This is a genomic window from Janthinobacterium sp. PSPC1-1 (genome assembly GCF_049897625.1).
GTDB lineage: Bacteria > Pseudomonadota > Gammaproteobacteria > Burkholderiales > Burkholderiaceae_D > Janthinobacterium > Janthinobacterium tructae.
The window spans coordinates 1,271,646-1,284,942 of the sequence record NZ_JAFCWP010000001.1; the positions used below are offsets into that span (position 1 = coordinate 1,271,646).

Consider the following 13,297-nt stretch of genomic DNA (forward strand, 5'->3'; position numbering starts at 1 on the left):
CAAGTAAAGGGAGCGCGGACATGACAAGCCAACAGGAACGCGATAACCATAGCAATCAGATGAATCCGAATAATGATGCCTACTGGCAGTCGCGGGGAGAGGATGAGCGGCCGGCGGACTGGGAGGCGCAGAAGGATGCAAATGATTTGCCTTCCGCTTCTTGAGACGTAAGATAGCTAGGCCAGGCCTGCACGCCGAATTGCAGGCCTTTGGTGACCAAACGGTCCCGGTTCCGCTTCCACCATCCCCCATAGCTGTCTGTACAATCGAGCAAGGCGGTGGTGCGACCCTTCTCTCGGGTCAAGAGCGGACTCCATAGATGTGAGCAGAAAAACATGGGAAATGGAATTGACAGGTAAATGCCGTTGCTGTCCGGCTTGATCACGGTTGTCCACAAGCATTCCAGTTGGCGTATCGTGAAGCGCGTAGTCTCGTCGCGCCAGCTTACCAGGCGCGCCTCGCTCTCGCCAGACCAGGCTGCGAAGTCCTTCACCCGGGGCATGTTTTCGGGCAAACGTCGGTCACGCCTCCAGGCTGCAAGCACAAATAAGAAATCAAACAGACGCGAGGTCGCAGTGTTGAATAGCCCTTTTCTAGGTTGCTGGCCATTTTTTGAGAATCGTCCTGTTTCATGGTCGAAATTAATGCTGGGATCAAAGCGGGGCATCACCAGCTGAAAAAGCGGATAGGCCTGCATAGTATTGCCAAAGTAACCAGCACAGAATTCCACATCCCAGCATGACAATACATGGAAGAGCAACGCATCATTCAAAGGCTTGGCGGTCTCCAGTAACGCATTAACATCTGAACCGAGTTCAAGTTGGGCGCGCAGCACACGTGCATCGTCGACATCAACCTCTTCTAGGCAGAACGACTGCAGCCAATCGAGCATAGTGATCAACACGTTACGTATCAGGGCAGTATCCTGCGAGATAACGGCGTCACTAAGCGCTGCGCAGTCCCGGTCAAAGTGTTCCGCCAGGGCTAGCGTTTCCTGACAATACTTTCCGTGATGAGGACTCAAGCTGTAAATGAGATCAGCAGTTGGTAAAAATTTACCTGTCCTGACAGACGGATATTCGGCAAGAATGGCACTTGCCTCATCGGAGGACCATCCTCCGATGTCAACCATTTGCTTGGTCAGCGCAGCGTTGGTTCTTTCGCCTAAATTTCTGCGATCCTCCTCGGTTGGTACCCATCCATGCTTAAAGCGGGTTCGCCAAGTGCGTTCGGATGTGCCCGATAACTCACCAAAAGATACCGCCAACTTGCGTCCATTTAATCGCTCGAAAATCAAGAAGGCAAAATGATTAAACATAACGTAGCGGCCTACTGTAATGCGTATATGGCGATGCACCGAGGTCGGAAGATCTTGCCCGGGCATACATCGCTGCGCCTGATGCGCGAACGCAGTCGTTAGTGTTTCGTCGGCTTTTCCTGCTGCACCAGAATGAACGGGCTGACGACGACGGCCCACAGGGCCGCATCGGCGGCTTGCCAGTCCAGCGCCTGCTGGTCCGACACCTTGGCCACTTTGCCATCGACCATCCATTGCGTGATGGTGGACTTGTCGTCGTGCGAGATGCGCACGGCCACTTCGACCAGGTCGAGTTCATTGGCGACCCAGACGACGTTGCCCTGGGCGAAGTGCTTTTCCAGTTCGCTCCAGGCCAGGCGGGCTGTTTCGCTGTTCACTTTGAGGCGCAGTTCGGTGTCTTTTTCAGGATTGGTTTGCATGCGAAATATCAATGTTCGGTGAGTCGGGTGCCGTTGCGCGCGGCTGGCTTGCCTTACAGGGCTTCCACGCGCGGCGTTGGCGTACCCCGCCATGTTAACCGATAGGCGGCACCTTTGCGAACATTGCCTACCAGGGCAGGGCGGAAGCAGGCCAGGTTGGTGCCGCTGGCGTGCCGGACACTGGGGAAGATTACGCCCATGGAACCGGCTTCGAGCAGGATGGCGGCCAGGTCTTGCGAGGCGATGTAGCTGGCCGGATCGAGGCAAGCCTGGTAGCGCTGCTGGCCGCGCAGGTCGTGGAAGCTGGCGGAAAAATCGGCCAGCAGCGACTGGTAGCTGACGCTGTCGTCGAAATAGTCGATTTCCTGGTATTCCACGGTTTTATGGAAAATGATCTCGGCCAGCGCCGTTTTCATGTCGAAGGCGCAATACCAGGCACCCCGCTCGCCATCGTTGAAACGCGCCCCTTCCGGGCGGGCATAGGTGTAGGCGGCGTTGATGATGCGAAAGTTCGGCACGCCAAAAACCAGCTCGTCCACGCCAATTCCTGGCGCGCCGCCATACTCGGCCACCAGGCGCGCGTTGGTCGCGTTATCGAGCTCGAACAGTTCGCGCAGGTGATCGTCGTCCTCGGCCAGGGGCGTCAGCACGGAGTCTTCCATGTCGGCGAAGCGCGAGGGGATCAAACGGCAGGTATCGATCTGGCGCAAGGCGGCCAGCGGCGGCAGCTGTGCATCGGCGATGGCTGGCACGATTACAGGCCTCCGCGGCGCGCGTCGAGCAGCTTGCGCACCGTCTGCATGGCCAGCAAGCCGCCGGCCAGCATCTGCGACAGGGGTGTGCGGCCGCCAAAGATCGGGTTTTTGTTGGGCAAACTCACCCATTCGTCGGCCAGCTTGTCGCCGTACAGGATGTGCAAGGCCTTGTAGATGCCCAGCAAATAGGAAATGCGCGTGATGCGGTCCACTTCCAGCACGCGGTCCGGGTGCTTTTTCCACTCGTACCAGGCGCTGCTGGACAGACCGCCCAGCAATTCGCGCGCATCGTCGTCGCGCAGCTTCCAGGCGGCGGCCAGCTTGAAAAACCCTTTCAATGCGGCCTGCGACAATCGCTCGCGCTCGGCTTTGGCATTCAGGTCGACGAGCACGGCCGGCTCGAAGCGGCTCTTGGGGTAGGCGTAGGCGAGATTCATGGCGTGTCCTTCAATAGAACTCTGTTTATGGACTATTTATACTCCTTTTCAGGATTCGTTGCAAGGTCCGCGCGCATGAAAAAGGGGCGCAGCAGGACAGGTGTCCCGCTGCGCCCCCGTTGGCGGACCGCGCTGGCTTACTTTGCCGTGACGGTGACAGGCACGTTCAGTTGCGCCGTCAAGCCGTTATTGTCCAGCGCCACCACCTTCAGCGTATAGCTGCCGGCCACCGGTTGCGGCCAGTAGGCCGTGATGGTCAGGCCGCTCATGGAAAACTGCATGCCCAGCGGCGCGCCGTCGATCGAGATCCGCAGCGAGGTCGCCCCTGGCGCCGTCAGCACGATGCTGCCGCTCATGGCCTTGCCGGCCACGCCCGTCATGGCGGCGGCGCTGATCGTGGGACCCGCGGCGGCGATTTTCACCGTGGCCACGGCCTGGCCGCTCAAGCCCGTCTTGGTATCTTTGGCGATGATGGTCACGCTATACGTGCCCAGCACGGGGCTGGCCCAGCTGACGACGCCGGCCGCACTGATGCTCATGCCGGCTGGCGCGCCCAACAGGCTGTAGGTGACGGGGTTGGGCGCCACCACCGTGCTGGCGAACGACAGTGCCACGCCGGGCTTGCCAGTCACGCTGGCCGCCGTGACCACCGGCGGCAGCGGGGCGGCGATGGCCACCGTGTAGATGCCTTTGCCGCTCAAGCCGGTCTTGCTGTCCTTGGCAGTGATGGTGACGGCATAGCTGCCCGCCAGCGGCGCCGCTCAGCTCACCAGGCCCGCGCTGCTGATGCTCATGCCGGCCGGCGCGCCGGTGAGCGTATAGCTGACGGGGTTCGGTGCGGTGACGCTGACATTGAAGGCCAGCGCCGTGCCGACCTTGCCCGAGATGGCGCCGGCGGCGACGACAGGCGCCGGTTGCGGCGCGATGACGATGTTGTACACGGCCTGGCCGGTCAGGCCGCTGACGGAATTGCGCGCCACCATGGTCACGGCATAGCTGCCGGCCACGGGCGCGGTCCAGCTGACGACGCCCGTGGCGGCGATGCTCATGCCGGCCGGCGCGCCCAGCATGGAAAAGCTGAGGGGATTGGCCGCGCTGGCCGATACCGTAAACGAGAGCGGCGTGCCGACCATGCCGCTGATGCCGGCCCCCGTCACCACGGGCGCGACCGGGGCGGCGGGCATGCCCGACAGGCTGGCGAGCAGGCTTTTCACGTTGGGCGTGCCCAGGCCCGCAAGCGGGTCATAGCCGACCCTGGCCGTGCAGACGCTGCAGGTGCCGTTGCTGCCGCGCGTGATGTCGGCAAAGCTGCTGGCAAAGGTGCCGGGTACGGTGGCGATCTGGCCGTACAGCGTAGTGTGCGCCAAGCCCAGCGCCGTCTTCGCTTGCAGTGCGCGGCTGGCGTTGGCGATGGCGATCAGGCCGGCCCATTGCGGCGTGGATAGGCTGGTGCCGCCGATGCTGAGCCAGCTGGCGGTGCTGCTGCCCTGTGCCATCACGGCCGTGTACTGGCCCGTGGCGGGATCGGCATTGAAGGCCACGTCGGCCACATTGCGGCGCAGCAAGCCCGTCATGCCCGGTACGTTGCTGGCGCTCTGGTAGGAGGGCAGTGCCGTATAGGCGCTGATGCCGCCGCCCGTGCCTGACCAGGCCGCTTCACTGCGCACGCCGCTACCGCTGTAGCTGAGCGTGGTGCCGCCCACGGCCAGCACGTTCGGTGACACGGACGGCCAGGACACGCTGCTGCCCGAGTCGCCCGTGGCGGCCAGATACGTCATGTTCTTGCCCGTGAAGGCGCTGTCGACGGACGCCGTCCAGTTGCCTTCGACGGCGCCAAAGCTCATCGACACCACCCCAGGCCCCATCAGGTTGGCCAGGCGCACAGCGCCCAGCAGGCTGTTGATGGAAGCGTCGGGCGCCTCGATCAGCACGATGCGCGCCAGCGGCGCCGTGGCATGCGCCCACTGCACGTCGAGCGCGATTTCCATGGCCCAGCCCGAGTTATAGGCGGGCGCGGTGGCCGTCATGGTGCTCGATGGCGTGTTGTAGACAACAGAAAACTCACAGCCGCTGACCGGCGCGGGTGGCAAGGGCAGGGTGGCATTCGTCGCGATGGCCTTGGTGGTGCAGGCGGGCAAGCCGAATTTCTGGTTGAAGAGGGCCAGTTCGGCCGCCGCGTTCGGGTTGTGCATGGCGTCGACAATATAGATCGTCTGCCCCGCGCCCAGCTGGGCCGCCTGGGTCGGCGTCAGCGCCGTGCCCGCTGCCGGCAGCGCGGGCAAGTCGTAGGCGGCGCGGATTTGCGCGGGCGAGTAGGTGGACACCACGCTGCTGCCGGCCATCGGTGCGGCGATGTCCGCCGCGCCGCCGTCCAGCAGCGGTGCGATGTTTTGCGCCGCCTGTTGCGCGGCGGCGATCTTTTGCGCCGTCAGGCGGCGCGTACTGATGTCCGTCATGGCCCCGGGCACCCGCTGCATGTGCGGGCGCCAGTGGGCCGAGCCGCTGCTGTTGGTGCTGTCGCGCCCGTCAGGCGCATCGAGCAGGGCAGGGGCGGCATGGAACATCGGCTGCGCCACCAGCGCGCCGACGGCGGCGGGGATGACGGGCACCTCGACACTGAATTGGGTCGCCGCCGTGGCAATGGCGGCGGGCGGTGCCGATGTCTCCTGGCCGGGGCCGCAAGCGCCCAGCAGGAGCGCGGCAGTGGCGCCCAGCAGCAGGCGTCCGTGACGGGGATGCAAAGGGGTGAATTTTTTCATGGCGAAACTCTCCGAGTTGGCGAGGGCCACATCTCGACAATGCATCCTGGCATGGCGCCGCGCGCTGGCGGTCCCGGCCCTGCATTGGCAGCCCCGCTGCCGTGGCGCTTGCGCGCGGTAGGCCGGTGGCTTTGCGTCCCCGACTTTCGGCGGGTTTGCCCTCAGAATTGATCATGCATCGCGACAAATTTCTTGATGCGTTATCAATTCTAGTGAATTTGCCAAATAAGTGTTAACTATTTTCAATGAATATTTTCATTATTGCAATGAAATGTGGCGAATTTACCTATTCTCGGAGGCAATCTTGCCAGCTTGATTAAGCCTTATAGGCAAGGTTATCAGAGGGGTATCGATGCATGACAGTGTTTTTTCACAGCTACGGTGCTGGCACTTCCTGATGGTTGAATGAATTTCACGAATTTAATGAATATATTGCTTTCACGCATCAATCCTCGAACACCATGCCTGGATACGGCGCTGCGCGGCAGGTCGCCAGCCGCTGCGCCAGGCTGCCCGCATGGGCTTCCAGCTGGTGGCCGTCCGGATCGAGAAAATACAGGGAATCGCCGGCGCTGCGATTTTGCTGCCATTCCACTACGCCGGCCGTGCGCAGGCGGGCGGCAAAGGCGGCGAAGTCTTGCTGCGAGATGGAAAAGGCATAGTGCGTGTAGCCGGGGCTGGCCAGCGCGGCTGAGTCCGGTCCATCCAGCGACAGGCACAGCCACAAATCTCCGGCCGACAAGTAGGCGCCCCTGTCCCAGCGCGCATGCAGGCGTAGACCCAAGGCGTCGCGGTAAAAGACGACGCTGCGCGCCAGGTCGCGCACGGACAGGGTGAGGTGGTTCAGGCCGGTCAACATGGACTTGAATGTATCAATAAGGTAAGTCACGGATGTGGGCCGATGTTGTCAGACGGCCTCCGCGTGCTCCACCATCAATTGTACTTTCGTCGTGCCATTGTATTCATTCGCATCAAGCCGGAAGGCGACCCTCGTGCGTTCGCCCAGCGCATCCGTGTGGCCGAACCAGATGGCATCAAAACGCACGCCGTTCTTTTCCAGCAGCAGTTTCAAATGACGCTCTTTTAATATGCGCTGGCTGACGACGCGGAATTCATCGCAGAAGACGGGTGGGGCGAAGCCCTGGCCCCACACTTGCCCATCCATCAGCTCGATGAAAGCCGTCGTGTAGTAAGCGTCTTCCAGAGGGCCGTCCGTTTCCACGACTCTTTCCAGTTGCTGCTGGCTGAGCCAGGCCTGGCCCACGGCTTCGAAGGCCTGGGAAAATGCGTCGAAGGCGTCGGCGCGGATGGTCAGGCCTGCCGCCATGGCGTGGCCACCGAACTTGTCGATCAGGCTGGGCGCCCGTTTCGACACGAGGTCGAGCGCGTCGCGCAAATGAAAGCCGGGAATCGAGCGGCCCGAGCCCTTGATCCAGCCATCGGCGCCGGGTGCGAACGTGATGGTCGGTCGGTAGAATTTTTCCTTCAGGCGCGAGGCGACGATGCCGATCACGCCCTGGTGCCAGGATGCATCGAAGACGCTGATGGTGCTGCTGTTGGCCGGTTCGAAATCATCGAGGTGCAGCAGGGCCGTATCCTGCATTTCCGCCTCGATTTCGCGGCGCTTCAGATTGATGTCGTTGAGTTGCTGGGCCAGCGCCCAGGCGCGGCCTTCGTCGTCCGTGATCAGGCATTCGATGCCCAAGGACATGTCTTGCAGGCGCCCGGCCGCATTCAGGCGCGGGCCCAGGGCAAAGCCCAGGTCGAACGGCGTGGCGCTGCGCGCTTCGCGGCCCGCCACGCGGAACAGGGCCGCCACGCCCGCGTGCATGTTTCCTTTGCGCATGCGTTTGAGACCTTGCGCGACGAGGATGCGGTTGTTGCTATCGAGGCGCACCACGTCGGCCACCGTGCCCAGCGCCACCAGATCGAGCAGGTTGTCGAGCTTGGGCTGCGTCTGCGCATCGAACACACCGCGCCGGCGCAGCTCGGCTCGCAGGGCCAGCAGCACGTAGAACATCACGCCCACGCCAGCCAGGTTCTTGCTGGGAAAACCGCAGGCGGGCTGGTTCGGATTGACGATGACGGCCGCGTCGGGCAGGGTGTCGGCCGGCAAATGGTGGTCGGTGACGACCACCTGGATGCCGCGCCGGTTGGCCTCGGCCACGCCGTCGATGCTGGCGATGCCGTTGTCGACGGTGATGATGATGTCGGGCGACTTTTCGCGGGCCGTCAGTTCGACGATTTCCGGCGTCAGGCCGTAGCCGTATTCAAAACGGTTGGGCACGATGAAATCGACGTCGGCGCCCATGGCGCGCAAGCCGCGGATGGCCACGGCGCAGGCGGTGGCACCGTCGCAATCGTAATCGGCCACGATGACCATGCGTTTCTTGGCAGCAATGGCGTCGGCCAGGAAGACGCCGGCCGCGCCGATGTGCAGCAAGCCGGACGGCGGCATCAGGGCCGCCAGTTCACTCGACAGTTCCTTCGCGTCCGTCAGGCCGCGCGAAGCGTACAGGCGGGCCAGCACGGGGTGGATGCCGCCCTGGCGCAGCAATTCGGATTCGCGGTATGGGCAGGGACGGGTGGCGATGCGGGTACGGGTCATGATGCTTTCAACTTGTTCAGGGTAATCGCGCGCCAGAATTTGCGCTGCGCAAGCTTGCTGGTGGTACAGCTTAGCCAGGCGTCACGGTGGCTCAGCACCAGGCGCAGCTGGCCCAGGCGGCCATCTTTGAGGGCCGCCAGCAGGGGGGCGAACCAGTCCGCTTCCAGCGCTTGCAATTGCTGCAGCCACATGCCCCATTCCTGGGCCTGCGCCGCTTCGATCAGGCCGCCCAGCACGACGATCGCGTCGGATTGGTCTGCCAGCACACTGTTTGGACTGGCATCGCGCCGTGATGGTTCCGCCAGCGCGGCCAGCCAGCCCGGTGCGTCCCTGGTATGCAGGCTGGCGGCGCAGTGCGCAGCTTCAGCGTTGGCCAGGTTGGCGCCCCAGATCCAGAAGGAATTGATGGCTTTCAAACCCCGTTCTTCGCGCGCCGCGTTGACAGGGTGTTCATGCCACAGCATCTGCACTTCGTTCTGCAGGCGGCGCGCGGCGCGCGCGTGCTCGCCTTCCGGCATCCAGACGGACAGGTCCTGTGTGGTGGCGGCGTCCGGCGAGGCGCATTGCAAGTCGCTCCAGGCATCGGCGCGCATGAACCAGGTGCCTGCGTCGCCATACGCCAGGGGCTGGCCGATTTCGTCGAAATACGGGGCCGCAATGTCGAACAGGGCGCGCCCGTCATCCTCGCTCAGCTTGAGCTGGCGCAAGTCTTCCAGGCTGATATGGCTGCGGGCGATGGCCAGGTGGGCCGGATGCAGCAGGAAGTAACGGGCGCCCGGTTCCGGCACGAGGTCGTAGCCGCGCATGGCCTGGGCGGCAAAGGCCGCCTGCGCCGCCTCGCCGTTGGGTGCGGGCGACAGGCCCAGCGCATGCGCCAGCCACGCTTCATGCGGCAGCAGACGCTTGGCGTTGTCAAAAGCTTCCACATTGCAAGCGGAGGTGCGCGATAGCAGGGCCGCCAGCGCGGGCGCCTGCAAGACCTTGAGCAGGTCGGCAGCCAGTTCGGCATTGGGCAAGGCGAAGGGCAGGACGAGGGTAAGTTGATTCATCCCGAGATTGTAGGCGATTGTGGCCATGCCAGAGTAGGGGCAGATCATCTTCCTTGGGTAGTGAAGGTGTCAAAAAAACATCAAGGTTATATAAATTTAATTTTTATTTAGGGAAAACAATTTGCTTTTGAAAATATCGACGATATAATTGCGTCAACTTAAATATCAGAAAGATAACCGCACCCCTGCTGTGTGGTTGCGTCGTTTGGCTCCTGTATCCCTCGAAACCGTATACAAGATGCTGCCGGCTTCATTTTTTAAACAAGTTTCTTTCTTGGAAGCCCACCTATGTATACATTCGCCGCTTTGCGCAGCCAGGCTGATCGCGCCCTGGCCTCTCACGTTTCCACTCCTGCCGCCAGCGCTGCGCATCGCCAGGAGGCCGCATGACTACCTACAATCTGTCGACCACGGTTCACGTGTGCGAAGACATCAACAAGAACTTCGATATCCGCGACTTGCTGATACAGGCCGGCTACACGGTACAAGGCGAGCTGAACATCAAGAACTTTACCGTCCTGTTACCGGATGATACGGAATCGACCAGCAACACGCCCCTGTTCGGCATGCTCGACGCGGACACCGTGTATGTGCGTCCGGGCGACTGGGCAGCCAACTACAACGGCAATTTCTCGACCATCCAGGTGACGATCGACAAGGGCAATGGCGATATCGTCCAGCTGGAATTGCAAGTGATCATCGATCCCGTCAACGACGCGCCCGACGCGGCCGACAAGACCTTCAACCTGGTCGATGGCGCCAGCGTCGTGCTCAGCGAAAGCGATTTCGGCTTCCACGACGACGTCGAGCACGACGGCTTCAAGTCCATCGTCATCACCAATACCACCACTGCCGGTCAGGTCTTGCTCAATGGCGTGGCCGTCGCGGTCGGCACGGAAGTCTCCATTGAGGATATCCGCGCCGGCCATCTGGTCTTTGTGCCGAGCCAAACCGTGGCTGGCAATTTCGACCTGGGCTTCAAGGTGCGCGATGACGGCGGCACTGCCGGTTGCAACGCGCAAGACCTGAGCCTGGTGCCGCATCACCTGACCTTCAACGTACCGATGGCCCACCTGGGCGACTTCGTCTGGGAAGACAAGAATGCCAACGGCGTGCAGGATGCGGGCGAGGCGGGCATCGCCGGCGTCACCGTGCAGCTGAAGAACGCGGACGGCGGCGTGGTGGCATCGGCCACCACCGATGCGAATGGCGGTTACCACTTCGATGTCAATCCCGGCACGTATTCCGTCACCGTCGTCACGCCGAATGGCTACACGGCGACAACTGCCAACCAGGGTGGCGACGCGGCCAAGGATAGCAATATCGATGCGGCCGGCAACATGGCGCCCGTCACTCTGGCGCCGGGCGAGACCAATTCGAGCCTGGACGCCGGCCTGTACCGCGCCGCCGAGCTGGGCGACCGCGTGTGGTTCGATGCCAACAAGAACGGCGTGCAAGATGCGGGCGAAGCGGGCGTGGCCGGCGTCAAAGTGACTTTGCTCGATGCGTCGGGCAACGCCGTCGGCAGCCCGCTCGTCACGGACGCGAATGGCAACTACCTGTTCACGAATCTGAAGCCGGGCGCCTACAGTGTCCAGTTCGACAAGACCAGCTTGCCTGCTGGCTATGCCTTTACGGGGCAGGACCAGGGCGGCGATGAGCAGCGCGATTCCGATGCCAGCGCCATCGACGGCAAGACGGCGCAAGTGCTGCTCGCTTCCGGCGACAGCAACCATAGCCTGGATGCGGGCATCGTGGCCTTGCCGGCCTCCTTGGGCGACCGCGTCTGGCATGACGCCAACTTGAACGGCGTGCAGGATGCGGGCGAAGCGGGCATCAGCGGCGTCACGGTGCAGCTGAAAAATGCGGCCGGCAGCGTGATCGGCTCGACCGTCACGGATGCCACCGGCTATTACAATTTCAGCGTTGATGCCGGCACGTATTCCGTTGCCGTCGTCGCGCCGCCAGGCTATTTGAGCACGGTCAAGGATGCGGGTGGCAACGATGCGCTCGACAGCGATATCAACGCGGCGGGTCAGAGCGCCCTGGTGACCGTTGCCGCCGGCCAGAACTACAAGGACCTCGATGCCGGCCTGTATAAAACCGCCAGCATTGGCGACCGCGTGTGGCTTGACGCCAACGGCAACGGCACGCAAGATGCAGGCGAAGCGGGCGTCGGCGGCGTGAAAGTCAATCTGTACAACGCCGCAGGCGCCGTGGTGGCCAGCGCCACCACGGATGCCAGCGGTAATTATCTGTTCAGCAACCTGGTGCCAGGCAATTACTACCTGGGTTTCGTGCCACCGGCCGGCTACAATTTCACCAAGGCCGACGTGGGCGGCTACGCCACCGATTCGGATGTCAATCCGGCCACGGGTCTGACCACCACCATGATTGCGCTGAAATCGGGTGACGTCCAGCTCGATTGGGATGCGGGCCTGGTCAAATGCGCGCCTGTTACCGGCAGCATCGGCAATCGCGTGTGGGAAGACAATAACTACAATGGCGTGCAGGATGCGGGCGAACTGGGCGTGGCGGGGGTGAAAGTCAACCTGCTCAATGCCAGCAACCAGATCATTGCCACGACAACGACGAATGCCAGCGGAAATTATCTGTTCGATAATCTCGTCGCCGGCAGCTACAAGGTGGCAGTCGTGCGTCCATCTGGTTTCTATTACACCAAGGCGAATGTCGGCAATGACACCAGCGATTCCGATGTCGATACGAGCACGGGCCGTTCCGGCCTGATCAACCTGGCCGCCGGCCAGAATGACATGAGCTGGGACGCGGGCATCTACCGCAAAGCCAGCCTGGGCGACAAGGTGTGGCGCGACGCCGACCATGACGGCGTGCAGGATAGCAACGAAGCGGGCATCGCCAACATCAAGGTGCAACTGTTTTCGGGCAGTGGCGCGCTGCTGGCGACCACCTACACCAACTCGAATGGCAACTACAAGTTTGCCGACCTCGATCCGGGCAGCTACTCGCTCAAGTTCGACAAATCGGGCGTGTATCACGCCGGCTACGCCATGGATAGCTGGCGCTGGGGCGTGAAGAACGTGGGCTCGAACGACAACATCGATTCCGACGTCAACAGCAATGGCTCGTATGCCAACGTGGTCTACACGGATATCCTGAAACTGGCCTCGGGCCAGAACGACATGAGCTGGGATGCCGCCATCACGCCTATCGTGATCGACCTGAACGGCGACGGCGTGCATACCATCGCCCGCGCCGATTTCCATGGCAGCTTCGATTTGCTGGGCACGGGCAGCGCCATCCAGTCGGGCTGGGTCTCGGCCCACGATGGCTTGCTGGCCATCGACAGCAATGGCAATGGCAAGATCGATAACATCTCCGAACTGTTTGGCGGCAATGAAAAGGGCACGGGCTTTGCCAAGCTGTCCAGCTATGACTCGAACGGCGACGGCGTGGTCGACGCGAAAGATGACAAGTTTGCCGAACTGCGCATCTGGCGCGACGCCAACAGCAATGGCGTGACGGACGACGGTGAACTGATGTCGCTGCACGACGCCGGCGTCGCCAGCCTGACGGTGTCCTACACGGCACTGCCTTTCCTCGACGCCAACGACAACCTGCACCTGGAGCGCAGCAGCGCCACCCTGGCCAACGGCAAGACGGTCGACATGACGGACGTGTACTTCAACGTCGATGCCAAGGATGCGGCCAAGGCCGGCGTATCGCTGCCAAGCATGGCCGACCTGCTGCGCGACGACCATGCGCTCGACACGGCGCTGGGGCAGGATGCGAGCGTCGCCACGGTGGCTGCAGCCCCGGCTGCTCCCGCTGTCGAAGCCCAGGCCCAGTGCGAGATGGCGGAAGTGTTGCGCCGCGCCATGGCACACACCACTGCACAGCCCCAGGAAATGGCTGCCTGATGTCTCTTGCCGGGCCGTAATCCTGCCCGGCGCTCTCCACATTTAATAAATCA

At 62.3% G+C, this 13,297-nt stretch carries 10 protein-coding genes and 1 riboswitch; of the genes, 1 reads left to right on the top strand and 9 read right to left on the bottom strand.

Annotation, left to right across the window (positions count from 1 at the left end):
* Window positions 1-79: 79 nt before the first annotated feature.
* From ACP7EG_RS05675 to ACP7EG_RS05715, 9 genes are all read right to left on the bottom strand, one after another.
* Window positions 80-1,384, bottom strand: coding sequence for a hypothetical protein (locus ACP7EG_RS05675; protein WP_426086790.1), 1,305 nt, complete (start codon window positions 1,382-1,384; stop codon window positions 80-82).
* A 32-nt stretch (window positions 1,385-1,416) separates the two neighbouring features.
* Window positions 1,417-1,737, bottom strand: coding sequence for a DUF2288 domain-containing protein (locus ACP7EG_RS05680; RefSeq protein ID WP_426086791.1), 321 nt, complete (start codon window positions 1,735-1,737; stop codon window positions 1,417-1,419).
* Window positions 1,738-1,790: 53 nt separating this feature from the next.
* Window positions 1,791-2,489: an RES family NAD+ phosphorylase gene (locus ACP7EG_RS05685; RefSeq protein ID WP_426086792.1), complete on the bottom strand. Its 699-nt coding sequence runs from the start codon at window positions 2,487-2,489 to the stop codon at window positions 1,791-1,793.
* 2 nt (window positions 2,490-2,491) lie between these two features.
* Window positions 2,492-2,929, bottom strand: a complete 438-nt coding sequence (locus tag ACP7EG_RS05690; RefSeq protein WP_071076812.1) for an MbcA/ParS/Xre antitoxin family protein — start codon at window positions 2,927-2,929, stop codon at window positions 2,492-2,494.
* 137 nt (window positions 2,930-3,066) lie between these two features.
* Window positions 3,067-3,630, bottom strand: coding sequence for a putative Ig domain-containing protein (locus tag ACP7EG_RS05695; RefSeq protein ID WP_426086793.1), 564 nt, complete (start codon window positions 3,628-3,630; stop codon window positions 3,067-3,069).
* Window positions 3,631-3,690: 60 nt separating this feature from the next.
* Window positions 3,691-5,688: a S53 family peptidase gene (locus ACP7EG_RS05700; protein WP_426086794.1), complete on the bottom strand. Its 1,998-nt coding sequence runs from the start codon at window positions 5,686-5,688 to the stop codon at window positions 3,691-3,693.
* Between the two features lie 83 nt (window positions 5,689-5,771).
* Window positions 5,772-5,858: riboswitch (cyclic di-GMP riboswitch) on the bottom strand.
* Window positions 5,859-6,133: 275 nt separating this feature from the next.
* Window positions 6,134-6,547 carry a fosfomycin resistance glutathione transferase gene (fos, locus tag ACP7EG_RS05705; RefSeq protein ID WP_426086795.1) on the bottom strand — a complete coding sequence of 138 codons (414 nt, stop codon included), beginning with the start codon at window positions 6,545-6,547 and terminating at the stop codon, window positions 6,134-6,136.
* Window positions 6,548-6,595: 48 nt separating this feature from the next.
* Window positions 6,596-8,296 carry a single-stranded-DNA-specific exonuclease RecJ gene (recJ, locus tag ACP7EG_RS05710; protein ID WP_426086796.1) on the bottom strand — a complete coding sequence of 567 codons (1,701 nt, stop codon included), beginning with the start codon at window positions 8,294-8,296 and terminating at the stop codon, window positions 6,596-6,598.
* Window positions 8,293-9,345: a hypothetical protein gene (locus tag ACP7EG_RS05715; protein WP_426086797.1), complete on the bottom strand. Its 1,053-nt coding sequence runs from the start codon at window positions 9,343-9,345 to the stop codon at window positions 8,293-8,295. Before ACP7EG_RS05715 ends, recJ begins: the two co-directional genes overlap by 4 nt.
* Before the next feature lie 386 nt (window positions 9,346-9,731).
* On the opposite strand from ACP7EG_RS05715, the gene ACP7EG_RS05720 reads away from it, so the two are divergent.
* Window positions 9,732-13,244: an SdrD B-like domain-containing protein gene (locus tag ACP7EG_RS05720; protein WP_426086798.1), complete on the top strand. Its 3,513-nt coding sequence runs from the start codon at window positions 9,732-9,734 to the stop codon at window positions 13,242-13,244.
* The last annotated feature ends 53 nt before the right edge of the window (window positions 13,245-13,297 follow it).